This is a genomic window from Pseudomonas sp. N-1-13, from assembly GCF_057787095.1.
Genome location: NZ_JBYNRI010000001.1, coordinates 1473609 through 1499122, shown reverse-complemented (window position 1 = coordinate 1499122; position 25514 = coordinate 1473609). Strand labels below are relative to the sequence as shown.

The 25514-nt window shown below is 58.4% G+C and carries 16 protein-coding genes; 8 read left to right on the top strand and 8 right to left on the bottom strand.

Annotation, left to right across the window (positions count from 1 at the left end):
* Nucleotides 1-395 precede the first annotated feature (395 nt).
* From AC3I65_RS06920 to AC3I65_RS06910, 3 genes are read right to left on the bottom strand one after another with little or no spacing between them, the layout of a single operon-like run.
* Complete coding sequence (locus tag AC3I65_RS06920) at nt 396-788, bottom strand: hypothetical protein (RefSeq protein WP_487777702.1); 393 nt, start codon at nt 786-788, stop codon at nt 396-398.
* Nucleotides 785-11386: a two-partner secretion domain-containing protein gene (locus AC3I65_RS06915; RefSeq protein ID WP_488523580.1), complete on the bottom strand. Its 10602-nt coding sequence runs from the start codon at nt 11384-11386 to the stop codon at nt 785-787. The genes AC3I65_RS06920 and AC3I65_RS06915 overlap by 4 nt, the downstream gene beginning before the upstream one ends.
* A 24-nt stretch (nt 11387-11410) precedes the next feature.
* Nucleotides 11411-13117 (bottom strand): ShlB/FhaC/HecB family hemolysin secretion/activation protein, encoded by a 1707-nt coding sequence (locus AC3I65_RS06910; RefSeq protein ID WP_488523579.1) that lies wholly within the window; start codon nt 13115-13117, stop codon nt 11411-11413.
* Between the two features lie 288 nt (nt 13118-13405).
* Here AC3I65_RS06910 and AC3I65_RS06905 point away from each other — a divergent pair, with 288 nt between their 5' ends.
* A complete protein-coding gene (locus tag AC3I65_RS06905; protein WP_160891860.1) occupies nt 13406-13681 on the top strand; it encodes a hypothetical protein in 276 nt (91 codons plus the stop codon).
* Between the two features lie 235 nt (nt 13682-13916).
* On the opposite strand, the gene AC3I65_RS06900 is transcribed toward AC3I65_RS06905, so the two are convergent.
* Nucleotides 13917-15263, bottom strand: a complete 1347-nt coding sequence (locus AC3I65_RS06900; RefSeq protein WP_047227912.1) for a DEAD/DEAH box helicase — start codon at nt 15261-15263, stop codon at nt 13917-13919.
* Nucleotides 15264-15456: 193 nt separating this feature from the next.
* Between AC3I65_RS06900 and AC3I65_RS06895 the strand changes: the two genes are divergently transcribed.
* The 6 genes from AC3I65_RS06895 to AC3I65_RS06870 all read left to right on the top strand — a co-directional run bounded on the left by AC3I65_RS06895 (nt 15457) and on the right by AC3I65_RS06870 (nt 21705).
* Nucleotides 15457-16746 carry a mechanosensitive ion channel family protein gene (locus tag AC3I65_RS06895; RefSeq protein WP_305467734.1) on the top strand — a complete coding sequence of 430 codons (1290 nt, stop codon included), beginning with the start codon at nt 15457-15459 and terminating at the stop codon, nt 16744-16746.
* 156 nt (nt 16747-16902) lie between these two features.
* The gene (locus AC3I65_RS06890) at nt 16903-18279 is read left to right on the top strand and encodes an iron-containing redox enzyme family protein (protein WP_305467733.1); all 1377 of its coding nucleotides are present in this window, start codon (nt 16903-16905) and stop codon (nt 18277-18279) included.
* A 12-nt stretch (nt 18280-18291) separates the two neighbouring features.
* On the top strand, nt 18292-18606 hold the full coding sequence (locus tag AC3I65_RS06885) for a Rieske 2Fe-2S domain-containing protein (RefSeq protein WP_092458270.1): 315 nt from the start codon (nt 18292-18294) through the stop codon (nt 18604-18606).
* Nucleotides 18607-18615: 9 nt separating this feature from the next.
* Entirely contained in the window at nt 18616-19797 is a 1182-nt protein-coding gene (locus AC3I65_RS06880) for an MFS transporter (protein ID WP_092458267.1), read from the top strand.
* A gap of 11 nt (nt 19798-19808) precedes the next feature.
* On the top strand, nt 19809-21026 hold the full coding sequence (locus AC3I65_RS06875) for an ATP-grasp domain-containing protein (protein ID WP_488523578.1): 1218 nt from the start codon (nt 19809-19811) through the stop codon (nt 21024-21026).
* A gap of 4 nt (nt 21027-21030) precedes the next feature.
* The gene (locus tag AC3I65_RS06870; protein WP_092458261.1) at nt 21031-21705 is read left to right on the top strand and encodes a phenylalanine--tRNA ligase beta subunit-related protein; all 675 of its coding nucleotides are present in this window, start codon (nt 21031-21033) and stop codon (nt 21703-21705) included.
* Between the two features lie 56 nt (nt 21706-21761).
* On the opposite strand, the gene AC3I65_RS06865 is transcribed toward AC3I65_RS06870, so the two are convergent.
* The 4 genes from AC3I65_RS06865 to AC3I65_RS06850 all read right to left on the bottom strand — a co-directional run bounded on the left by AC3I65_RS06865 (nt 21762) and on the right by AC3I65_RS06850 (nt 24529).
* On the bottom strand, nt 21762-22178 hold the full coding sequence (locus AC3I65_RS06865; RefSeq protein ID WP_092458258.1) for an Lrp/AsnC family transcriptional regulator: 417 nt from the start codon (nt 22176-22178) through the stop codon (nt 21762-21764).
* A 61-nt stretch (nt 22179-22239) separates the two neighbouring features.
* The gene (locus tag AC3I65_RS06860; RefSeq protein WP_160891852.1) at nt 22240-23115 is read right to left on the bottom strand and encodes a carboxylate/amino acid/amine transporter; all 876 of its coding nucleotides are present in this window, start codon (nt 23113-23115) and stop codon (nt 22240-22242) included.
* Nucleotides 23116-23463: 348 nt separating this feature from the next.
* Nucleotides 23464-24063, bottom strand: a complete 600-nt coding sequence (locus AC3I65_RS06855; RefSeq protein WP_047227915.1) for an FMN-dependent NADH-azoreductase — start codon at nt 24061-24063, stop codon at nt 23464-23466.
* Between the two features lie 151 nt (nt 24064-24214).
* On the bottom strand, nt 24215-24529 hold the full coding sequence (locus tag AC3I65_RS06850) for a hypothetical protein (protein ID WP_047227916.1): 315 nt from the start codon (nt 24527-24529) through the stop codon (nt 24215-24217).
* Nucleotides 24530-24579: 50 nt separating this feature from the next.
* On the opposite strand from AC3I65_RS06850, the gene AC3I65_RS06845 reads away from it, so the two are divergent.
* Nucleotides 24580-25503, top strand: coding sequence for a PA3225 family LysR-type transcriptional regulator (locus tag AC3I65_RS06845; RefSeq protein WP_076385912.1), 924 nt, complete (start codon nt 24580-24582; stop codon nt 25501-25503).
* Nucleotides 25504-25514 lie beyond the last annotated feature (11 nt).

The window sequence follows — 25514 nt, the reverse complement described above, 5'->3', positions numbered from 1 at the left end:
ATTTGACCCCGCAGAATATCTCAGCACACCAGAGGCCATTGCGGAGTTCATGAGAGATGCCCGGAGTTGGCTTTTAGCCTTGACTTGAGACCGGCTAATGGGTGTCCCCTTTTTCCGCGCACGCGCCAAGGGAATGACCGAACTGTCCAGGGGATGAATCACACGAAAGCGGGCTTTCCTATCTGCAAAAAATCAACATGCTGGCGAATAACCCCGCAGATCGGGATCTCTTGGGTACAAACAAAATTTTACATCTAAAATCTACACAGGTATGTGGTCTACCCCTGAAGAACCGTAGACCAAGGTTAGCCTTTTTTAATTTCTTTCAGATATATCAGCTAGTTATCCGCCAAGTAAGCGCCATTTAAATCCACCCCCTTTTTTCTCTTTTTATCTCAGCACTCAATCATACTTTTCAGAAAGCTCAGACCAAACTCATCACGCAAGACATATACACTTTCATATTGAAATGAGAGCACAAACTTAAAGTCGAACTCTTTCGAAAAATTCTCAAGAAACATTTTGATATCTTCCGAGCACTCCGCCAGCATCTCAATGGAACAGTGAAATGCTCCTCGCACTCCTACCTTCCAATCCACTAACACACCATCTGTAGCAACATCATCACTCGGAAAAACATACCGAAAAACAAAATAACAATTTGAATAACGAAAATTACCAATCAAATGCTTAGCATCGACTGAGCAATCCCCCATACTACAGAGAACCAAGGACAGCTCATCAAACGAAACTCCCTCTTCTATTTCAAGGCTCATCATAATCGTCATTTCAGCACCTCAACCACTCTAAATTCATTGTTCTTCATCAAATACAATCTCTTCAAACCTTCAACGGGTCGTGAGGCGAGCGCCGTCTCTATCTGACCAAAAGTCAGTGGTGTATCAGCTAAATTAACAACAATACTACTAGCCTGTTTTTGGACCTTTTCAGTCACTGTCATCAATACTGAAATAGGACTATTTGTTATTGGCGAAAACACATCCGCCAAGTCACCATTAATTCGCAAATCTGGATTTGGGCCCTTTCGCCCTGTATTTGCTAACTGTTCAACATCATACCCTGCTTGAGCAAGCTTTTTGGCCGCCTCATTCTGACGTTCAATAGATCGAACCATATCCGGAGAAGCATTTTTGGGCGGGATTTCTGCGTCCCCCCTCAAGGAGCCGACTTTAGGCAACCCACTTACTGCAGCCTCTGAGTCAGTGACAGCACTTGAAGGATTGCTATTCTTACCTATTGACGCCCCCGTACGAGTGGCCTTGGCCTCCGTGAACTTATCCAAAGCCGCCTGAACCCTAGGCGAAATCCCTCCTTCGCCAGCACCAGCACCACGCGCGCCGCCGGAGGTCGGTATGACAAGCGCAGCCACACTTGTTGCGTTTTCCCACGTGTCAGTAACCTTCGCCAAGTTCGTCAGGTCGTTCAACGCACGCTCAGTCAGGGTGTCCTTGTATTGCGTACAAGTCGCCGTCGTGCAATTGAGGTCATTCAGTGCGGTCAGCCCGCCCTGGATCGAGGTCAGCAAGGATTTCGCAAATGCACCACTAACGGCCTTCTCCGACCAATCGGTGATTTGGTCACTGATCTCTTGGTACTTGCCCCCATCCCATGTGTTCTTCTGACAAGTCTCGCTGCTACCACAGGCATTCATGTCCCCGACAAAGTCACTCATGTCATGGTGGTTGAGGTTGTTGTACTGGGTCGCATTGCCGGCCACATACGAGCCGGTCTGCAGACTATTCGCATCGTCTCCAGCCACGGCGGCAGCGGCCACCACGCCTAACAGTTGCGAAGACATCAGCATCAGGTGGTCGCGGTTCTGCGGATTCATCTGGGCCGACATCCGCCGCAACTGGTTAGCAAACGTCTCGTTCACACCTGCCGCCATCGCACCCACAGCGAAATCGCTGCCCGATGCTTCGGCGATCATGCCGCCTACCAATGCATGGAGGGCAATCTTCTCCGGACTGCCGGTCTTCAGCCCGAGGTTACCTACCTGGTCAAAAGAATAAGCCGCCAAGGTGTTGTAGACCGCCGACTGCAGGATGCCCGCTAACGTAACGTCCCGACCGAAAGCTTTGGCGATCGCAGCAGCGGATGCGTTGTTGATCAGTTGCTGACCCGCAAAATGGCTGACGGCTTCGATCGAACTTAGGTCAATGACCGTCTTGCCATTGACCTGTTTGGTCATGGTCATATCGCCCAGGTAGTTCTCGGCGACACCGGCCGTGATGGCCGCGATGGCGGCGTTGGTAAGGCCGTCTTTGCTGGCTACCGCTTTCAACCCGGCACCCAGGTCGCCCTTGTTGTTGATGGTCGCAACCGTGCCGGTGGTTGCCAGGCTGGCCGCGCCTGCCAGAGTTGCACTGCTCAGGCCGGCGCCAGCAGGACCGAGCAGCACCGTCATCAGAATGGCGATTATCATCTGCGCAGCCGGACCCAGGCCCGAGTTCGCGTACTTGAAGCTGGTGTGGATCTCCTGCACTTGCCGCCAGTCAACACCACCCTGCTCATCAAGCTCCTTGAGCCAAGCCAGTTTCGGATCGGCCTTGACCATGGCATCGATGGACTCACTGACCGTCTGCTTGTTGACCTGCAGCACGTCCGCATGAATCTTGCCAACCGCGTTGATGACCAAGTCGCCTTGAGCAGTCAGTTCACTCTGACGAACCGTCTCATCCGTGCGGCCGCTGCCCTTCATGCTGAACCACGCAGCGCTGGACTTGCTTTTCTCGTGACTTTCCTGATGCAGATCCTTCACAGCCTCGAAGGTGATGTCGCCACCGCTGTCCACGATCAGATCATTACCGCTGTCGAGCTTGGCCGCCTGGTATCGCTGATCACCTCCGCTCTCCAGAATCAGGTCGCCGCCCGTGGTGATCGCGCTGCCGACATGACGCACGTCAGTCACTTCGTCACGCTTGGTCTTCTTTTTCCCCCAACTGCCCTTACTCTTTTTCTGGTAAAGCGAGTAGTCGCTGTCGGTCTCGGCTATCAGTTCGAGCTGGTCGCCGGCGTAGAGATAAGCCTCGTCACCCGCACTGACGCGACTGGAGATCAGGCGAAGATCCTCACCCGCGGTCATAGAAACATCACCGCCGGCACTCACCTGAGTGCCGACTTGACGGACATGATCCTCCTGGCGGGTCACCTTTTTGCTCTTGGAGTAGGAGTGTTCCTCATCGGCAGCCGAAGACAGGGTCATGTTGTTGACCGCGTCAATGGCAATATTACGCTTGGCCTCCAAGTTGCTGCCGATGGCGGCGAAGTCACGGCCGGCGCCCATGTCCAGGTCACGACCAGCGGTGATCTGCGAGCCGGACTGCTTGATGGACTCGCTGCGGTTGCGCGTACCGTTTTGATAACTGTAGGTCTGTTCGGCAGAACCTATCAGCAGGTCACGCCCGGTGCGGATCTCCAGATCGCGGCCGGCTAGCATTACGCCACCGATATTGAGCATGTCGCGCCCGACGCCGGCGATCAGATCGTTGGACGCTTCGATGCGGGCGGCGCTGTCCAGCTTGCCTTCAACGACGTAACCGCCCTGCTGCAGGGTCTGGGTACGTTCATTTACCACATCCCCCAGCAGACTGTTCAGGCTGACATCACGTCCGTTGATGATGCCTCCGGCACCGTTGAACAGGGTGTTGCCTGCCAGCAAGTCGACGCGACCGCCGGCTTGGATCAAACCACTGTTGACCAAGTCTTGGCCGGCGCTGGCCGACAGATTGTTCTTGGCTCGCAGGGTTCCGCTATTCTCCAGGTTCTGACCGGCTATCAGGTTCACATCCTGGCCTTCGATCAACGCGCCGGTCGGGGCCAGGCGGTCGTTGGCGTGGGCCAGGTAGAGCACCGGCACCAGTACCTTCTCGCCCATGACTTCGTGCTCTTCAAGCCAGACAATATCGTGGGTCAAGGCTGCCACTTGAGAGGCGGTCAGGGTAACGCCCACCGACAGCCCCAGTTGCTGCTTGCTGGCGATGGCGTTGTCCATCAGATACCGGTAAAGCGCCTCGTCAGATGTCTGGCCATCAATAAAGCGTTTACCGGTACGAGCCGTCACCGCCTGCTGGATCATCTGCTGCTCGAAGAATCCATCGCCCAAGCGTTTCCAGCTGGCGTCCGAGTCATACCCCAGCTTGTCCAGAAGATAATCCGAGCTCGTGAATTGCTTGAGATCGGTCAATGCTGGGTCGGTCTCGACCAGATACTTATGCGGCTGCGGTCCGCGGCTGTTGACTGGAAGGCCCTGCACTCGAGCAATGCTCTGCGGATTGACCACGGTAACCGTGCTGGAGACGCCCTGTGCTGCTGCAGGAAGCACCTCCGGCAGCACCGCTGAGGCGCCAGGCTGGAAGATCGGCCTACTGCCGCCGCTCAGTTGGATTGGACTGCCGGTCTGCTCCAAAGGCTGCTGACGCTGGGCGAGGCCGATGCTGGCACCGCCCAGGGTCCAACTGGCTGGCGACGGTGCGGCGCTAGTGGCATTGGCCTGGCTCGCAGCTTGAGCGCTCAGACGGAACAAACCGCTACCGCCCGTGGGCAAGACGAAGCCTGGCAAGTCCAGCGGGTTGACCTGACGCTGGGCCAGGTCTGGCGGTAACTGCGCATTGATGCGCGCGGTATTGGGATTGACCCGACTGCCGGCCTGAGTGTTTGCCGCGCTCAGGGCTTGGCTGGAATAACCGGTGTTCTGGCGCGTAACGCCGTTGCCCAGCGTCTGGCTGGCGGTAATGTTAACCGCGCCGCCGGCCTGAATGACGGCATTGGCAGCCACGCCTGTGTTGGTTTGCGTCTCGCGTGTATCGATCAGCGTATAACCCAGGATTTTGCTAGGTACCGCATAGCCCGAGTTAGGCCGATAGTTCGGGTTGGCGATGCCGGTGTCCTGTTTCCCTCGATCCACCGGTGTTATGTAACTGCCGTCGGGGTCATACCATTCTTGCTGGTAGACGTACTGGGTCTTTGAGTTGTATTTGGCGTATTCGGCAATTGCCCCGCCCTCACGCGTCAGGCTGTCCCAAACGGAGCTTCGCTCGCTGTCGTTGGGATTGCGGAACTGCCGGGTGCGCAGCACGCTCTCGGTGGACGCCCCCTCGTTGTTGAAGTTATCCGCGTGGATGTCGATCGACGACGCGGCGCTGACAGTACTGTGCTTGTTCTCAAAAAGTGACGACTGCACTTTCAGCGCAGCGCCAGCATTTATTGATGCCGCTGCGGAGTCCGCCTGCACTGAACGCACAATTTCTTCGGTCAGGTAATAGAAGAAGTCGTAGTGCCGTCCCTTACAGTTGAGACACTGATAAGTGATGGTGCCGGAAACCAACTGTTCACTGACGGAGAACGCATCCTTGCGGTTGCTGACCGTACTGGCGTACAACCCCATCGCCCCACCGCTCTGCAAAGTGGCCGATACGTTGTCGATGCGGTTGGCGCGGTTGAGCGCTGCATCGCCAGCCACCAGCAGGCCTCCCAGGCTATACACCGTAGCGAAGCGGTTGGTGAAGTCGCCGACCAGCAGGCGCATGTCGCCGCCGCTGGAAATCAAACTTTGATTACCTGCATCCGCGCCTTCGTTGCGCAGCACCTGGCTGACCAAGTCAAGCTTGCCAGCACTGCCAATCGTGCCGCTGTTGTTCAGATTGGCAGCATTGAGGGTCAGGTCCCGGGCCGAGGTGATGCGTCCTTGGTTGAGCAACGTACCACTGGCCCTGACCTGCACATCGCTCGCACCGGCGATGCGTCCAGCGCCTAATACCTGTACACCTGCGCCGCTCAGGCCGAGATTGCCGACGCTGGTGGCGTGGCCGCTCCCCGCGTATAACCCGGTCAGGGCAACATCCAGTGTGCCGTTACTGGCGATAAGACCGTTGTTGGTCCAATTGCCTCCACGCCCCACTAAGCTGTCGGTCGCCAGCAGTTGGCCGCTGCCCGTCAGCGTCAGTTGACCGACGTCGATGTTCAGCCGCGCGGCCTGGACCACGCTGCTGTTAGTCCAGTTGGCGGCGCTCAGGGTCAGGCCGCCGAGAGTAACAATGTCACCACCGGCACTGCCCAGGTTGGCCAAGTCAATCTGGAAATCCCCCTTACCGCCATGCAGCAGGCGGCCGCCAGTGTTGAGGAAGTTGCCGGCCTGTAAGACCAAGTCCTGGTTGGCGACTTCCATCACGCCATTGCGGTTGTCCAACGCGCCCGTCACTTGCAGGCGAGTGCTGCCGCCGCTGGCCAGAGTCCGCAACTGGCCGCCCTGATTGTTTAGGCTGGCCGCGCTCAAGCCGATGCGGGTGTCGCTTTCGAGGACGCCACCGACGTTGCTCAGAGCTCCCCCCAGGGTGAAATCCAAGGTCTGACCGGCCACTTGCCCACCCGCGCCGTTATCCAAGTCGGCAGCACTGATGCTCACCTGGCCTTGGGCGTAAAGACCACCCCCGCGGTTGTTCAAGTCGGCGGTGTTGATGAGGACATCGCCGGTTTGGGCCGCGATACGGCCACCGTTGTTGTTCAGGCCGGCCAAGGCGCGGATGTTCAGGCTCTGCGCCTGGATCACACCGCCCTTGTTGTTCACATCGAAGCCGTTGCGCAACACGCCCACGGTGCGCGCTTCAAGGGCGCCCTTGAGCGCGGCAAGGGTGCCGCCGCGGTTGTCGATGTTGGCCGCGGTGAGGCTGACATCGCCGGTCTGGGCGATGAGTTTGCCGCCTTGGTTATCGAGATCACCGCTCAGTTCAAGCTTCAGGCCGGTCTGGCCTTGCATCTCGCCCTTGCCGTTGACCAGGCTCGCAGCTTTCAGGTTGACGTCGGCTGTCTGGCTGTAGATCAGGCCGTTGGTATGGTTCTGCACGGCGCCAGTGGCGGTGATTGCCAGGGCGTTTTTGGCGGCGACGGTGCCGGTGTTGCTGTTGTCCAGGGAGCCGGTGGTCAGGGTCATTTGATCCTGGCTGGCGATTTGGCCGCCCTGGTTGTTGATCGCCGTCGCGCCCTTAACGGTCAGCGGGCCGGCGCTGGCGAGTTTGGCGCCGCTGTTATCGAGGGCACCGTTGAGGTTCAGGTTGACCGCAGCGTTACCGATCAGGTTGCCTTGGCGGTTATCCAGTTCGTTGGCGTTAAGGGTCAGTGCTTGTTGAGCGTTGATGGCACCACTGGCGTTGTCCAGGGCCGTGGTCTTGATGATCAGGCCCGCGCCGCTGTCGATCAGACCACCCTGGCCATTGTCGAGGGCGCCGCTGAGGATAAGGTCTTGCGCGCCGCCGCTGCTGAGAATGCCTTGGGTGTTGTCCACCGAAACGGCTGTCACACCGAGACTGCCCTGGCTGACCAGCGCACCGCCATTGCCGTTGAGCAGGTTGCCCAGCAGCGTCAGGTTCACGTTACCGTTGCGGCTGGAAAGCGTGCCGTTGTTGCGGTTGTCCAGGCTGGTGCCGTTGACCAGCAACCCTTGCCACCCGGAGATCAAGCCGTTCTGGTTGACCAGGGTTTTGCCGTCAAGACTCAGGTTCTGGCTGCTGATCAGCTTGCCGCCGCTGTTGTCCAGCGTCCGGCCGCGCAGGTTGAAACTTTGGCTGCTGGAGATTTCGCCGCCCTGGTTGTTCAGGTCGCGCAGGGCGTTGAAGGTCAGCGGGCCTTTGGCGGTGATCAAACCATTGCGATTGTTCAGGTCGCCGTTGCCCAGGTTCAGGGTGACGGCTTTTTCGCCCAACAGGCGACCGCCGTCTTGGGTCAGCGATGCGAGGGTCAGGCTGATGTCGCCCTTGGCCGACACTTCACCGCCGTCGCTGGAATCCAGGGACTCGGCACCGAGGGTAAGGTCGCCTTGGGCATTGATCAGGCCATCGGCGCTGTTGTTCAGGGCCATGGCGTTGAGGACCAAGGCACCGCCTGCCAGCACGCTACCGCCCTGGTTGTTCAGATCACCGCTGTTGAGCGTGAGCAGTTGCGCGGCGCTGATCAGGCCTTGCGCCTGGTTATCCAGTTGCTGATCGACGGTCAGGTCGAGGTTGCCGCGACTGGTGAGGGTGCCGCCGTTGTTGGTCAGGCTTTGCGCTGTGGCATCCAGGGTCGCCGCGCCGATCAGGCCTTTGACGTTGTTCAACGCCTGGGCGATGCGCAGGGTCAGGCCCTGGCTGCTGAGCAACCGGCCACTGTCGTTGTTGAGATTATTGGCCGCCAAGGTAAAGGCTTCGGCGCTGGAGATTTCACCGCCCTGGTTGTTCACGCCGTTGAGGTTTTTCAGCAACAGCACGCCGGGGGCGTTGATCAAACCGCTCTGGTTGTTGAGCTGGCCATTGTTCAGGTCCAGGCTCAGCGAGGTGGTGCTGAACAGCTTGCCGCCCTGCTGATCCAGACCGGACACCGACGCGGTCAACGCGCCTTGGCTGCCGATGCTCCCGCCATCCTGGTTGGTGACTTGGCCAGCCACGAGGTTCAGCGTGCTGCCGCTGTTGAGGCGACCGCTCTGGCTGTTATCGAACGCGCCAGTGGTGACGCTCACCGTGCCTTTGCCGCTGATGTTGCCCTGCTGACGGTTGTCCAGCGCCGCGCTGCTGAGCAGCAGCGCGCCGTCGGTGACCAGTTCGCCGCCCTGGTTGTCGAGACGCCCCAGGCTTTTCACGGTGAGGTCGGCGGCGCTGGACAGGCTGCCGCCGGTGTTGGTCAGGTTGGCGGCGCTGACATTCAGCGTGCCTTCGCTGCTGAGTTGGCCTTGGGTGTTGAGCAGATCGCGGCTCAGGTTGATGCGCTGGTTCTGCTGGCTGATCAGGTAGCCGCCGCTGTTGTCGAGGGAGCCGCCATCCAGCTCGAGTCCAGCCTTGGCGCTGAGCAGGCCTTTGGTGCGGTTGAGCAGTTTATCCACGGTCAGCTTCAGCGCCTGGCCGGCGAATACCTGGCCGCCATCGCTGTTGTCGAGGTTCTGGCTGATCAGGGTGACGTCTGCGTTGCTCGACAGCTCACCGCCACGGTTGTCGAGGTCGTCGACATCGAGATCCAGCGCTTTTGTCGCGCCGATCAAACCGGCCTGACGGTTGTCGAGACTGGTTGCCTTGAGCGTCAAGGCATCGGTGCTGATCAACGTGCCTTGGCGGTTATCCAGCGAGGTGACGGTGGCCTCAAGCCCGGTCTTGCCGGCGATGCTCCCGGCGCGGTTGTCCAGGCGATCCGCGACCAACAGCAGAGCTCCGTCGGCGATCAATGAGCCGCGCTGGTTGTCGAGCAGGGTGTCGACCGTCAGGTCGAGTTGATCGCGGCTGCTGATCAGGCCATCGCTGTTGTTCAGGCTGTTGCTGCGACTGTCCACGGACGCCGCCGAGATGACGCCCCGGGCGTTGTTGAGGAGCTGGGCGGTTCTGAGCACCAGGCCTTGATTGCTCAGCAATTTGCCGCCGCTGTTATCGAGGTTCTGCGCCGCCAGGGTGAAGGCTTGCTGGCTGGAAATCTCACCGTTCTGGTTGTTGACGTCCTTGAGGTTGTTCAGCAGCAATGCACCCGAGGCGTTGATCAGGCCGCCCTGGTTGTTCAACTGGCCCTGGTTCATGTCCAGGCTCAGGCTGGTGTTGCTGAACAGTTCGCCGTCCTGCTGATCCAGGCCCGTAACGCTGGCATCCAGCGTTTTCGCACTGGCGATGCGGCCAGCGGCGTTATTCACCTGGCCGGCCTTTAGCTGCAGCGTATCGCCGCTGATCACGCTGCCCGAAGCGTTGAGCAGTTGCCCAGCCAAGTTCAGGTTCAGCCCTTGTTGGGCAGAAAGCGATCCCTGGCGGTTGTCCAGCGACCCGGCGCTCAATTGCGCGTTTTTGCTCGCAGTGAGACGCCCGCTGTGGTTGTTTATCTGGCCGCTGGCATTGATGTCCAGGGACTGCCCCGCCGCCACCAGACCCGCAACGTTATCCAGCGAGGCAACACGCAACGTGACGCTGCTCAAGCTGCCAAGCTCACCGTCGTGGTTATTCAACTGCCCAATATTGGCCGTCAAGTTGCCGTTGCTGCTAACCACGCCTTGAGTGTTGAGAAGCTTGTCGGCCGTCACGCTCAACGCACCACTACTCAACACCCGCCCCTTGCTCTGGTTATCCAACGTCCCGGCTTTTACCGTGCCGGTTTGCCCCGCACTCAAGGTCCCGCCCTGGTTGTTCAACGTCTGCGCAACATTGGTCGTCAGATTACGGCTGGCAACGATGCTCTTGCCGTTGTTGCTCAGAGTTTGCGCAGTAACGCTCACATCCCCCGCCGCATTGCGCGAGTTATCAGCATTGACCCCGGCCTCAATGATGCCGTTGTTGCTCAACTGCCCACCGGCATTCAGGGTGATGGAGTTGCGCGCCGCGAGGGTTTTCTGGTTGGTCAGGTTGCCCTGGGTGTGCGCGTTCAACGTGGTGCCGGCGTAGACCGGACCACGGGCGTCGAGGCTGGCAGCCTTGACCTTGACAGCGCCGCTGGCCGAGGTGTCGACCATGCTGAGATGCCCATTGGCATCGAGCTGAATATCACCACCACTGGCAATCAATTTACCGTCCAACTTCACGCCGACGCCGGCCTCGGTACCCACCAACTTGATCGCCCCGGCGTACATCCCGCCCAGCGCCGAGGAGTCGATAGCCAGTTCCGGCTTAGCACTGCCGTCATCAGCGCGGGCGGTGGCGCTCAAGGTGTCGGCGTTGACGTCATTGCGTCCGGCAATAATCGTCAGGTTTTTCGCCTGGATCTCGGCGTTGATCTTGGCGCTGCGGGTGATGATTTCGAAGTGGTCGACGTTGTTGGCGTTGAGGCCTGCGCCTTCGATGGCGACGCTGCCTTTATCCACCTGATAACGATCCAGCCGACCGTTTTCCACCACCGGTTTACCGGTGCTCAAGGTCACTTTCGGGCTGTTGATAAAACCGCAGCCATTACAGGTAATGCCGTACGGGTTGGCGACGATGACGTGGGCCGATTGCCCCGCCACTTCGGTGTAGCCACGTAACTGGCTGGGGTTGCCGCCGTTGACTTCGTTGAGGATGGTCTTGGCCGCCGTGCCATTGAGGTTCGGGTTGCCGAGGATGATCCCGCCCAACTGGGTGGACTGGGTGCGGGCGGTGGCGTTGTTGAGGATTACGCCGTTGCTGCCGACGTTGTAATCCTTGAACTGGTTGTGGGACAGGCCGCTACCGTTGGGCTTGGCGATGTTGACGATGGGCACGCCGTTGCCGGCCCGGTCCAGGCCTGTGCCCGGCGCGCTGACCACGATGCCGTCAGCCTGGGCCCACAGCGGTTGCCAGAACATAACGTTGGCCAACAGGAACGCCAGGCCGCGTTTGGGCATGCCCCAGAAGTGCTCGCGGGTTTGCAAGGCAGCAGAAGGCTGGCAGGCCAGAAAGGCGTGTTGGCGGTCGTCCATGATCGAGTCTCGTTGCAGCAGGAATTAGAGGAATACATCCACGCGGAAGTAGATCGGCGCTTCGCGCTCGGTCAGGGCATCCGGGCGTTCCAGGGAATGGGCGAAGGTGACGCTGGCGCTCAGGTGCTGGCCGCGGGCGAACAACTCCAGAGAATTGCTCGACATGCGCCCGTGCTGGTCGTCGTTGTAGCGGCCGCCACGAATCACGCCTTGGTCGTAACCGAGGCTGGTGCCGTATTCAGCGAACACCGGGCGCAACCACTCCAGCGTCACCGGGCGGCTCCAGCGCAGGTCGTTGCGCCAATAACCACCGCTGTCGCCGGACAGCGACTGGTCCTTGTAGCCACGAATCGACGATTGCCCGCCCAGGCTCATGCGCTGGGGGCTGAACAGCACGTCCTCGCTGCGCTGGCCGGTCATCAGGCTGCTGAAACTGAACGATTCGCCCCACAACTTGAACGGTTGCAGGTAACTGACGGTGGCGGTGTATTTGCGATAACGGGCGTCGGCCTGGCCGGGACCCGGATCGTGATCGCCCTGGGCATCGAAAGCGCCGATGCCTTGCTGCACACCCAGGTCCAGGTTGACGAAAGCACTGCCGACCCGTCGGCCATGGTTGATGCCGAACTGCCCTTCACTCAGGCGATTGCTGCTGACGTCCAGTTTGCTGTCTTCAATGAAGTTATTGGTGCGCAGGTAGGCCAGGCCGGTGTTGAGAGACGTCTTGCTCAGGGCGTCGCGGTGAATCACCCGTTCGACTCGCAACTGATGGTTCTGGCTGTCGCCGGTCTGCTTGAAGTTGAAACCGTTGGCCGGGATCTGCGAGCGGTACTCGCTCCGACTGTAGGTGTAACTGACGCTCCACCAGCCAAAAGGCAAGTTGTAATAGAGCATGGCGTTGTTGGAGGTGTGTTGGTGGTCGGTCATCGCATCGTGACCACCGCGCAACATCAACTGGTCGGCCAAGCCCAGCGGGCTGTCCCACTCAAAGCTGGTGCCCCACTGCTGCTCGCCGGTGCTGCGCTGGCCGTCGTTGCTACGCGACAGCCCGGCACGCCAGGGCTTTTGTACTTCGTTGGTGACGCGCACTTCACTGCCACCGACGTTCTGGCCGGGGGTCAACTCCATCTTCGCCTGATTCGATGGCAGGCGATTGAGCTGATCGACCATCTGCTCGATCTCTCTCAGGTTGACCAACTCGCCGGTCTTGCCAGGAAAGGCCATCGCCAATTCACGGTCCGAGAGCTTGCTGTTCTCGGCGCCCTTCAAGCCTTCAAGCCGTCCTTCCACCACCAGCACGCTTAAATGCCCACCGGACAAATCCTGCTGCGGTAAATAGGCCCGGCTGGTGACCAGGCCTTTTTCGATGTAGTGATCGGTGATGACTTTGAGCAGCTCATTGAGCTGCGTCACGCCCAGGCATTGGCCGATGTAAGGTTTGAGCAACCGCTCGCGCTCACTGGCCGAAAGACTGTCGGCACCTTTGAGTTCAATGGTCTTGATGGGGAAACATCGGGCATCGGCAGGCGCTGTTGGCTGGGCCGGTTTCTCCGCCTTGCCGGGTAAGTCCTTGAGCTCTTCCAGACGTTGACGCTGCTCTTCGAGCAAGCGGTTCTGACGCTCGCGGATAAGGTCGGTTTCGCCGGGGGTGGGGGCAGCGTGAGCAAGGGGAAGCGGAGAAAGGCACAGCAAAGCTACGCACAACCTCGCCCAAAGTAAGGGGGAGGACATGTTAGATCCCTCTAGCAAAAACGATATCAAAATAGTGGCGCGATACTAATTAGCCATCATTTTGGCGTCAACTATTTGTTTGATCCGCGGGACTATTACCGAAACCATTCATCTGAAATAAGACGCCTTCCCCACGGAAGTACGAAAGGTCCGATGCGGAACCGGAGACTTCCTGCGAGACGGACAGAAACAATCGCGGGCGTACCTCGCAACCTCCAGCCAATGAACTTTCCACCCTCGCGTGGCCTCAACCCCTTATCAGCCCAACAAGGAATACGAGGCCCTGCCATGAACACCCTCCTCAAACTCACCCTCGCCGCCACCCTCACCTGCGCCCTGCCCGCCTGGGCCACTTGCACGCCCGAGCAAGCCACCGCCAAGCGTGAACAATTGGCCAAGGAAGTGACCAGGCTCACCGAACAGAACCCGGACAAGGCTAAGGAAATGAATAAGGAACTGCAGGCCATGGACCTGGAGACCGCCAGCAAGGACGTGCCGGATAAGTGCCAGTTGATTGATGAGCGTCTTCAAGAGCTCAAGAATGCGGAGAAGAAAGCGGGGTGATGCCCGAAGCAGGGCACAGCTTGCTTTTGTGGCGAGGGAGCTTGCTCCCGCTGGGTGCGAAGCGCCCCCTGAAATCGAAGCGTCAACTCGTTAGATGATTGTAAATTCCACTTTGTTGGGGCTGCTGCGCAGCCCAGCGGGAGCAAGCTCCCTCGCCACGGGTTTTGCGTCAGATTCAGTTATCCATAAAAAACCGGACTCAAGGTCCGGTTTTTTGTGCAGCACTACCGCCGTTTCACTCAGCCGCTGGCGCTTCAGGCTTGCGGCGCTTGAGTGGGGCCATGCCGTCCTTGCTGACCAGCGACAAAGCGTCGGTCTTCGGGCGGTTGGCGATCTTGCGCTTGGTCGGGGCCTTGGCGCCGGTTTTCTTCTTGTCGCCCTTGGCGTCGACCTTTTTCTTCTTCACGCCAACGGCCTTGCCCGAGGCCTTGACCTTTTTCGGTCCGCCGTAGGTGCCTTTGACTTCCTTGATGGTGCGGCGCTCGAAGCTCTGCTTGAGGTAGCGCTCGACGCTCGACATCAGGTTCCAGTCGCCATGGCAGATCAGCGAAATCGCCAGGCCATCGTTGCCGGCGCGTCCGGTACGACCGATACGGTGCACGTATTCGTCGCCGCTGCGGGGCATGTCGAAGTTGATGACCATGTCCAGGCCTTCCACGTCCAGGCCGCGGGCGGCGACGTCGGTGGCGACGAGGATTTTCACGCCGCCCTGCTTGAGGCGGTCGATGGCCAGCTTGCGGTCTTTCTGGTCTTTCTCGCCGTGCAGCACGAACGCCTTGTATTCCTGGGCCACCAGGCGACCGTAGATGCGGTCGGCCATGGCGCGGGTGTTAGTGAACACGATGGCTTTTTCGTAGGTTTCGTTGGCCAGCAGCCAGTTCACGATCTGTTCTTTGTGCTGGTTGTGGTCAGCGGTGATGATCTGCTGACGGGTCGTGGAGTTCAGCTGGCTGACCGCGTTGAGCTGCAAGTGCTCAGGGTTGTTCAGCACCTTGGCGATCATTTCCCGCAGGCCCGAACCGCCGGTGGTGGCGGAGAACAGCATGGTCTGCTGGCGGTTGGTGCATTCGTCCACCAGGCGCTGCACGTCTTCGGCAAAACCCATGTCGAGCATGCGGTCGGCTTCGTCCAGCACCAGCACTTCGACTTCCTTGAGGTCGAGGTTGCCGGCGTTCAGTTGCTCGATCATCCGCCCTGGCGTGCCGATCAGGATGTCCGGTACTTTGCGCAACATGGCGGCCTGGACCTTGAAGTCTTCGCCACCGGTGATCAGGCCAGACTTGATGAAGGTGAACTGCGAGAAGCGTTCCACTTCCTTGAGCGTTTGCTGGGCCAGTTCACGGGTCGGCAGCAGGATCAGGGTCTTGATGCTGACACGAACCTTGGCCGGGCCGATCAGGCGGTTGAGGATCGGCAACACGAACGCCGCGGTCTTGCCGCTGCCGGTCTGCGCCGTCACCCGCAGATCACGCCCCTGGAGCGCGAGCGGAATAGCCGCTGCCTGCACCGGCGTTGGCTCGACAAATTTAAGCTCGGCCACGGCTTTGAGCAGGCGTTCGTGCAGGGCGAATTGGGAAAACACGGGTGCTACCTCGAAGAAATGCAAAAAAACAGCTGCATAGGGTAACGGTTTCGAGCGCGAAGGCCGAGTTTCTTTATACGAACGGCGCTAATCAGTGGCTTTTTTGTGAGCCGACTCGTCATCAAGGGTCACTTAACCTGGCTTAAATGCTCTAATCGCACCGTCGCGTCTTTATAGAAGAACCGTTTCGTCCATGGACATCAAACAGCTCTGGGTCAACATTCAAGACCTTTGGGGTGCTCTCGATAAGCATCCCCTCCTGCATTCCAGCCTTGCACTGATACTGCTGCTGGTGATTGCCCTGGTGCTGGGGCGCGTGGCGCGTTACCTGATCCTGCACGGTGCCAAGTTGCTGGGTCGCCAGCCGGCCCTGCACTGGGTCAACGACCTGCGCCAGAACAAGGTTTTCCATCGCCTGGCGCAGATGACGCCCTCGCTGGTCATCCAGTTCGGCCTGCACCTGGTGCCGGAACTGAGCAAGACCAGCATGATTTTCCTGGGCAATGTTGCCCTGGCTTTCACCATCCTGTTCATGGTGCTGGCCATCAGCGCCCTGCTCAGCGCCCTTCTGGATGTCTACGCCCGCACCGAACACGCCCGCACCCGCTCGATCAAAGGCTACGTGCAACTGACCAAGATGGTGCTGTATGTGTTTGGCGCGATCATCATTGTTGCCACCCTGATCGACCGCTCGCCGCTATTGCTATTGTCGGGTTTGGGGGCCATGTCGGCGGTGATTCTGTTGGTCTACAAGGACACCTTGCTGTCGTTCGTCGCCAGCGTGCAGTTGACCAGCAACGACATGCTGCGGGTCGGTGACTGGATCGAGATGCCTCAGGTGGGGGCCGACGGTGATGTGGTGGACATCACGCTGCACACGGTCAAGGTGCAGAACTTCGACAAGACCATCGTCTCGATCCCCACCTGGCGCCTGATGTCCGAGTCGTTCAAGAACTGGCGCGGCATGCAGCAATCCGGCGGGCGGCGGATCAAGCGCAGCCTGTTCATCGACGCCGGCGGCGTGCGTTTTTTGCAGGACGAGGAAGAACAGCGCCTGACCCAGGTTCATCTGCTGACCGATTACATCAGCCGCAAACAGGCCGAACTCAAGGCCTGGAACGAAGCCCAGGGCAACGTCGCGGCGATGTCGGCCAACCGCCGGCGCATGACCAACCTGGGCACCTTCCGCGCCTACGCCTTGGCGTATCTGAAAAGCCACCCGGACATCCAGCCAAACATGACCTGCATGGTCCGCCAGATGCAGACCACGGCCCAGGGCATCCCGCTGGAAATCTACTGCTTCACCCGCACCACTGCGTGGGCCGACTATGAGCGTATCCAGGGGGATATTTTCGATTACCTGCTGGCGGTAATGCCGGAGTTCGGGTTGAGCTTGTACCAACAGCCGAGCGGCACGGATTTGCGGGCGGGGTTGTTGGCCATCAAACCGGACGTCAAGGCAGTCGAACGCTTGGAAAACTGAACGCTACGATCGGCAGATCGAACATGAATCGAATCAGCCAAAATACCGCTATGCCTTTAGTGGATTTCACTACGAGCGCGGACATATCTCGTCTATTTCCAAGTATTTCCAACCTTTAGCATCTTGCCTTCATTCATTGAGCGAAGGCGCTACGACATGTTATGGACGACAAAACTCACCCGTGAGTCTGCCTACGATGGATCGAATGCAGAAGCTGAGGCACTCGCCCTCTATGCTCAGGCCGATGCGTTCGCCCAGCCCAGCAGTTTTTATACCAGCAGCCCGTATCGGCGCCCCTCGCGACCTCAAGACATCAATGACTCGCTGCTCACCGAGAGCCTGAAAATCAATCAACTTTCCAGCAGCCACCATTTGTTGGTGCAACGGTTGTTGCTGAACATCTACGAGCAGGACTTGGTTTTCCTCCCCAAGCCGCCCATGGCGTTCAACCTGAAGGAGTTCAAGGACTTCTATGAGCCGCAACACGTGGCGTTCGGTAAAAAAATCCGTCCCGTGCTGGAGAACTATGTCTACGGCTGGCTCAAGGAAGAGGTCCATATCAACGGCCCTTGGGAACTCGAATCGTTCCTGGCGCATACCGATAAAGTGTTGGAAGACGTAGCACAATCCGAACCCAAGCTCTTCGAAGTCCTCACACACAGCCGTGATCCACAACGGGCGGCCAAGTTTTTCATGACTCAGTGCGCGAGTGGCTATCTCAGTAAAGCATCAGTCATGGCGCGCAAAGTGTTGGGCAACTGCAATGTGGACACCACCAGATTATTCAAGATCCTGATCGACGAGTACGGTTATGGCGTGGAAAAAAATGACACCATTTTTTTAGAAAATATGCTTAAGGAAATGAGCATGTCGCATCGCGTCCATCACTACTGGCAGTTCTATACCGCCAGCTCGCTGTCGCTGACCAACTACTTCCATTACGTTTCAGCCAACCATGGCGAGTTGTTCCGCTACATCGGTGCCATGTATTACACCGAAGCGACATTGGCCTTAACGACCAAACATCAGTCGCGCGCGATCCGGACCATCTTCAACAACACCGTGTCCACCGAATACTTCGATGAACATTCCCACATCGACGTTCATCACGGACGCATGGCCCTGAAGCGCCTGATCATCCCGATGATCGAACAGTTCGGCAACAAGATCATTCCGGACCTTATCCGCGGCTTCGAAGAATTCAAATTGCTCCAGGATATCGCCGACGAAGAGCTCTATGCCCACATCAAGTGGCACGACGAACTGGACGAACATCGCGCCCGCGCGGCAGAACTTCATGGCCAACGCAACGTGGACATGCGCATCACCGAGTCGGAAAACGAACTCTCGGTGCTGCACACCCATTCCAACGACGAGTTGTTCTGGGTCGAGTCAGGCGAGCTGGACTTTGTCCTGAGTCCTGAATTGTCAGTCCGACTGAAGGCTGGCGAGGGCGTCGTGATTCCCAAGGGGATGATTCATGGCACTTGCGTCACCAGCAAAACCTGCACCTACACCGTTACGGCAATCTGAGTAACCCAGCCCATGAAAGCCATCAGCCTGAATCTGACCCACGTCAATTACGTCGCTGTGGACGAGAAAACCTATTTTCTCAAGCGCCATCCTCATTCCACACAGCTGTTGCCCACCAGTTGCCCCCATCGAGGCGGTCCGTTGCACATGGGCGAAGTCACGCAGGACGGGCAAAGCGTGATCTGCCCTTGGCACGACAACGCTTACAAACTTTGCAACCTGGAAAAGAAATCCCTGCCAACGGTGCGTGTGCGGAACGTAATCAGCACCGTGGTCAGCGATAACAACCGGTGCGTGCCGCTGTTCAAACTTTCTCGCCATGACTGAGTAAAGCGTATGACTAATAAATCAACCCTGGGAGCGTTCTACTCGATCGTTACCCTCTTCACCGGCCTGGATATGGCGATCGTCATCGCCATGGTCTGGTTCGGCCTGGAAACCACCGGGTCGACATTCCTGGTGGGTGCGACCTTGTGTGTGGCGACAGTGGTGCCTTATCTGTGCGAACAGTTCATCGGTAAGTTTTTTACCGTCGAACTGAGCATGCGTCGATTGCTCTACATTCGACTCACGGCATTTGGAGCCATTCTGGGATTGTCCCTTACCGACGCCGCGCTGCTGCCAATCGGCTTTTTAAGTATCGCGTTCGTGGTGGGGGTTACCGACTACTTCACCATCAGTACCCTGGAGTCAAAAAACACCAAGCTGGTGCTGGCGGGCCTGACCAACAGCGACACGTCTGCACGCCTGATGCAAACCTCCATCCAGATAGGTGCCTTCGGCGGCGCGCTGCTCGGGGGGGTGATCGTGGATATCTTCTCGGTCAATCAGACCCTGCAGATCATCAGCCTGGCGGCTATCGTGTCGCTGGGAGCAACGTTGCTGGTAGCCGCAACCCCGACATCCGACGATCCGGTACAGGCGCCTGACACCAGTGCGATTCTCGCCCGGCATCTGCCAGCCAATCTTTACATCCTGATCATCGTCCTGAGCATGATCGGCTTCCACATCGGCGCGTTCAACAGCCTGGTGCCCATCGTCTTCCAGAAGCTCAATGAGTGGAACGCCACCTTGTTTGGTGTCGCCAGTGGCTTGGCCGGCCTGGGTGCTTTCAGCGCCGCCGTGTTGCCACGGATCAAGCTCAACAGTTACAGCGCCATGTTGATGGTGGTCCTGGCCGATGTCGCGATCGTCTATTTCCAGAACCTCTACGTGATGATGGCCGCAGCGTTCCTGCTGGGTTTTTGCATCAACAGCCTGAGGATCCAGCTGCGTAAAACGCTGATCGAGTCTGCGCCCAATGCGCGGATTGCCGATGTCATCGCAGCCAAGAGCTCGCTTTACTACCTGCTGGTCAGCGGCTCGGCGCCCATGATCCTGACGTTCTTCACCACTTCAGGCTTTTTGGGAATCGAAGGCGCGCGCCTTCTGATGATCGCGTCGGCCGCACTGTTGGGATGTGCCGTGCTGGTCTGGAATCTCAGCCCCGGGGTCTCGCCCGCGGTCACCGCTGAATAGGAGTGGATGATTTGAAAACCGTACTGATTGTTGATCCTTTCTCCACCGGCAAGCTCTACGCGCCAGTGCTCAATGCCCAAGGCGTACGTTGTGTTGCTGTTATTTCCACCGGCGAGTTGCCCCTGCACTTCACCAGTGACTTGGTGAAGGAAAACTTCGAGGCGATTTACTACTGGGACGATAAACCGCTGGAGGCTTTAAAGACCCTGTCCGTGACGGCAGTCATCGCTGGGTGCGAAACAGCGATCTATCTCACGGACTACCTGACAGAAGCCCTCGGCCTCACGGGTAACAGTCGCGCAACCAGCGACCTTCGTCGCAACAAGTTCGCCATGCAGAAAGCGCTGAAGGAACACGGTTTACGCCACATTCCTTCAGACATCTTGAGTTCACCCACGCACATTGCGGATTTTGTGGCCACACTGGATCCGACCCTCAAATACGTGATCAAGCCTTTGAACTCAGCGGCTACCGAAGGTGTGGTGTTCGCCGAAGGCAAGGAAGCGGTACAGGCTGCACTGGATGGCGCGGCATGGAATAAAAAAAATGACTTGGGTGAGATCAACCTTGGCTTCATCGTCCAGCCGTTCATATCGGGGCCGGAGTACGTGGTCGATATGGTCGCGTTCGAGGGCACGTTCGTCGTTGCTTCCGTGTGCAAGTACACCAAGGTCAATAAAAACGGCAGCCGGTTTGTCTATGAAAGCCTGGACACCCTCGATCCGCGCTCACCCGATGTGCAACCACTGATCGACTACGCGCGCCAGGCAGCCGCCGCATTGAGCATCAGGATTGGCCCCATCCACATGGAAATCATCTGGTCCGATGCAGGCCCAGTGATGATTGAGGCGGGAGGTCGCCTGCACGGAGGGATTGCGCCGCAACTCTTTCAGCAGGTCTACCAGCCTGATTTGCTTTCGTTGTCCGTTGACTGCTACCTGGGACGCTCGCCGACCCCGGCCGAAGAAGTCAGCCAAATCAGCCGGGGAAGAATCGGTTTCTTCTGCTCCCACGAAAAGCGCACCTTCAACACACCTTCTTCGACGGTGCTGCACAGTGTTGCCCAGGATGTTGCCTATTGCGGCCACAAATATTTCATCAGCCCCGGCGATACCACACCGGTAACGATCGACTTTGCCACCTGCCCCGGCTTGTTCTGGCTCCATCATCCTGAGGTCAACCAACTGGATGCCAGCACCGAAAGCATACGCAATAAACTATGGTGTTAATGTGATGAAGCCCCGTTTAATCATCCAGAAATCCGCCAGTGACCTGGGCATCAACAATGCCTGCGCGGCGGTGATCAGCAACGTTACCGTTTCCGATGACCAAAGTTTCATGGGCGTGCTGCAAAGCAACCTGAATCACGTTGCTTCCCACTTGAACAGCCTCATCTCGAACAGTGTGTATGAAGGGTTTTCCAGACAGCTCAAAAAGCTCGGCTATGAAAATACCGTCAGCGCCAATGAGAAACTGCTCAGGCGATTCATCTCCAAAGGCGCCCAGCCCATCAACAATATTGTCGACGCCTATAACGCCGTTGCGATTCGCCACGGCGTCAGTATCGGCGTGCACACCTACCATCACCAGGAAGACATTCATGTATTCCGTTCGGAACAACCCAGGAACTTCCGACCGCTGTTTGCCAAGAAAGACATCACCATACCCACCGGCGATCTCGTCTATAGCTGCGGTGATGTCCCCTTGGCAAGCATTGGCAAGGTAGACGCCGATGCCCATGATTTTCGTCTGACCCAGGATTCGTCGAATCTGCTGGTTGTCGTACTGGGGCACGACGAGACGCCTGGGGCGTTCAATCGGTCAATCATTGAAGAGTTGATAGACATGCTTCGTCAGAAAATGCCGAGCCTGAATCATTACTTCCTTGAGACGGTGGTCGACCGGTAACCCCGCGGAGGCATGAACAAGGATTGAGCAGCCTGCCAGCCACTGCTCAATCCTCCTCAGCGCCAGGCCTTGAGGACCGGGTTAACCACCACTTCATTGACATGCTCAATCTTCAGGAAACTGTCCTTGAGCACCATCAGCGCCTCAAAGTTTTTGTATTTGACTTCGAGCATCATGTCCACATCGCCAAACAGCGAATAGGCGTGAATCACTTCGCGGTAGTGATAGATCTTCGGAAACACCAGATGGCAACTGTTGCCGTCAAGTCGCAGCATCAGAAACGCCGACTGTTGGGCTTCTTCGTCCTGCGCGACGTTGATGGTGAAGCCCAGGATCACACCCTTTTCAATCAGTTTTTGAACACGCGACTCTACCGCCGTACGGGACTTGTGCACTTGCCTGGCAAGCTGCGCCAGGCTAACTCTGGAATCATCCTTCAAGGCCGCAATAATCAGCTCATCAACCTTGTCCACTTCGCAGCTCCCTATGTTTCTGTTGCGTAGGCATTACCGCTCGCGCCGATGCCGCTGACGATCACGCCGCGGAGTTTACGCCAGGCGCCGGTTTTATACCCAACCGACTGATCCACACCGCCGCTAATATCACCGACCCGCCCAACAGCAACCGCCCCAGTTCCTCGTGCTGGTTCCAGATCAGCAGGTTGACCAGCAACCCCACCGGCACATGCAGGTTGTTCATCACCGCCAGCGTGCCGCCGTTGACCATGCACGCGCCTTTGTTCCACCAGTAAAGCCCCAAAGCGGTGGAGACCAGGCCGAGGAATATCAGTACGCCCCATTGCAGCGGTGCTTCTGGCCAGAAATCCGCCTTGCCGAACATCAGGAAGGCCGGCAACGCCACCGCCAGTGCGCCGAGGTAGAAGTAGCCGAAACGCCGGTAGTGCGGCAGGTCGCTGGGATGGCGAGCGACGAGATGTTTGTACAGCACCTGCCCGGCCGCATAGGTGAAGTTGGCCAGTTGCAGCAGCAAAAAGCCCATGAAGAAATCCGGGTTGATCCGGTCGTAACGAATCACCGCCGCGCCAGCCACCGCCACCAGCGCCGCGATCAAGGCCCAGGGATTGAAGCGACGATTGAGCGCGTCTTCGATCAGGGTCACGTGCAGCGGCGTCAGGATGGTGAAAAGCAGGACCTCGGGCACCGTCAGCACACGAAAGCTCAAGTACAGGCACACGTAGGTCACGCCGAACTGCAAGGCGCCGATCAACAGCATGCCGCGCATGAACGACGGTTCCACCTGACGCCAGCGGGTCAGCGGAATGAACACCAGCCCCGCCAGCACAACCCGCACCAGCACCGCGAAGTAACTGTCGACATGCCCGGCCAGGTATTCGCCAATCAGACTGAAGGAAAACGCCTGAATCAGCGTGACAAAAAGTAGATAGCCCATACGCCCCTCGTTTCGGATGGCGGCGAAGATAGCGGTTTTTGCCGGTTGTCGCTAACTGCAGTAGCCAGCCCAGGCACTGAACCCTGTGGGAGCGAGCCTGCTCGCGATGGTGGAGTGTCAGGTGATTTCTCTTACACAGTCACACTGCAATCGCGAGCAGGCTTGCTCCCACAGGGTTGTGAGGCTGGCCTGGAATTGCAGGCAAAAAAAAGCCCGATCTCGCTAAAGCGTTCAATCGGGCGACTGCACTCAGGAGCAACAAGTGCCAAGGGAGGTTCGATGCGCAAAACAGCTTGAAGGGAGCGCCAGGCCACTAGACCACCTGGCGATTACCTGAGGATTAACGGATCAGGCGACCTGGGACAACTTGGCGTTGGCCTGATTCAAGCCCTTCTCCTGGAAATCACCGCCCAGGTTCATGCCCTCGGCATGGATGAAGGTCACGTCGTGGATGCCGATGAAGGCCATGACCTGACGCAGGTAGGGTTCCTGGTGGTCGGAGCTGGCGCCGGCATGAATGCCGCCGCGAGCGGTCAGGACGAAGGCACGTTTACCGGTCAGCAGGCCCTGGGGACCGGTGGGGGTGTACTTGAAGGTCACACCAGCACGCAGTACGTGGTCCAGCCAGGCTTTCAAGGTACTCGGGATGGCGAAGTTGTACATCGGCGCGGCCATCACCAGCACGTCAGCGGCCAGCAACTCATCGGTCAACTGGTTGGAGCGTTCCAGGGAAGCGTTTTCGATGTCGTTGCGCTGCTCGACGGGCTTCATCCAGCCCCCCAGCAGATTGGCGTCCAGGTGCGGTACCGGATGGATGGCCAGGTCACGAACACTGATTTCATCGGCCGGGTGCGCAGCTTTCCATTGGTTGATGAAGGTCTGGGTCAGTTGACGGGACACCGAGTCTTGCTGGCGGGCACTGCTTTCGATGATCAGAACGCGGGACATGGGATGTAGCCTCCATCGGAGAATGTTGTCAGTCGATGGAGTGAAGCTTAAACATGGTTACATCGATCAAAAAGCGCAAATAATTGCTGCAAAACATCGATAAATTCGTTTATAAGCGGAGCAAGGATTGGCTCGCTCCTGTGTCACCGACTTATTTCGGCTGGCAGGTCAGTGTGATGCGCAGCTTGATGATGTTGCGGTTGAACTTGGCGGTAGCGTTCTTGAACTTGCCGGCGGCGACTTCGATCTTGCGGGTGCGTGGCGCTTCAGGGCCGTTGCGAAATACCACGGTGCAGGCCGCGTCGGTGCCGCCGTAGTTGTTGACCTGAATGGAGCCAATGTCGGCGTCGGTGTCATAGGCGGTGTAGTCGATGCTCAGGCCGTTGAGGTGTTTCTCCACATCGATCGGGTACGCGAACGCAGTCAGCGGCAACAGGGCCAGCACCACACAACAGATTTTTTTCATTAGGCAGTCTCCACCAAGGGACCGCCAGCTTAGGACAAGAGGAGCTCAATATGAAAGCGCCCCGCGTGACCCTGGATCAATGGCGAACCTTGCAAGCGGTGGTCGACCACGGCGGCTTCGCCCAGGCCGCCGAGGTGCTGCACCGCTCCCAGTCGTCGGTGAGTTACACCGTGGCCCGCATGCAGGACCAGCTCGGCGTGCCGTTGCTGCGTATCGATGGGCGCAAGGCCGTGTTGACCGAAGCCGGCGGCGTATTGCTGCGTCGTTCCCGTCAATTGGTGAAACAGGCCAGCCAACTGGAAGACCTGGCCCATCACATGGAGCAAGGCTGGGAAGCGGAAGTGCGGCTGGTGGTCGATGCCGCCTATCCCAACGCCCGCCTCGTACGCGCCTTGACCGCGTTCATGCCGCAAAGCCGTGGCTGTCGCGTGCGCTTGCGCGAAGAAGTGCTATCGGGTGTCGAGGAAGTGCTGCTCGAAGGCGTGGCGGACCTGGCCATCAGCGGCTTCAGCATTCCCGGTTATCTGGGCGCCGAACTGAGCGATGTTGAATTCGTCGCGGTGGCCCATCCCGAACACGCCCTGCATCGCCTCAACCGCGAACTGAACTTCCAGGACCTGGAAAGCCAATTGCAGGTGGTGATCCGCGACTCCGGTCGCCAGCAACCCCGCGACGTCGGGTGGCTGGGGGCCGAGCAACGCTGGACCGTCGGCAGCCTGGCCACCGCCGCGACGTTCGTCGGCAGCGGCCTGGGCTTCGCCTGGCTGCCACGGCACATGATCGAGCGGGAACTCAAGGAGGGCTTGCTCAAGCGTCTACCCTTGGAACAAGGCGGCAGCCGTAACTCCACCTTCTATCTTTTTTCCAACAAGGAAAAACCCTTGGGCCCGGCCACGCAAATCCTCATCGAACTGCTGCGCACCTTCGACACCGCGCCGCTGGATGCGCCGTTCGCCGCCCCTGAACAAGCCTGACAAGGATTTTG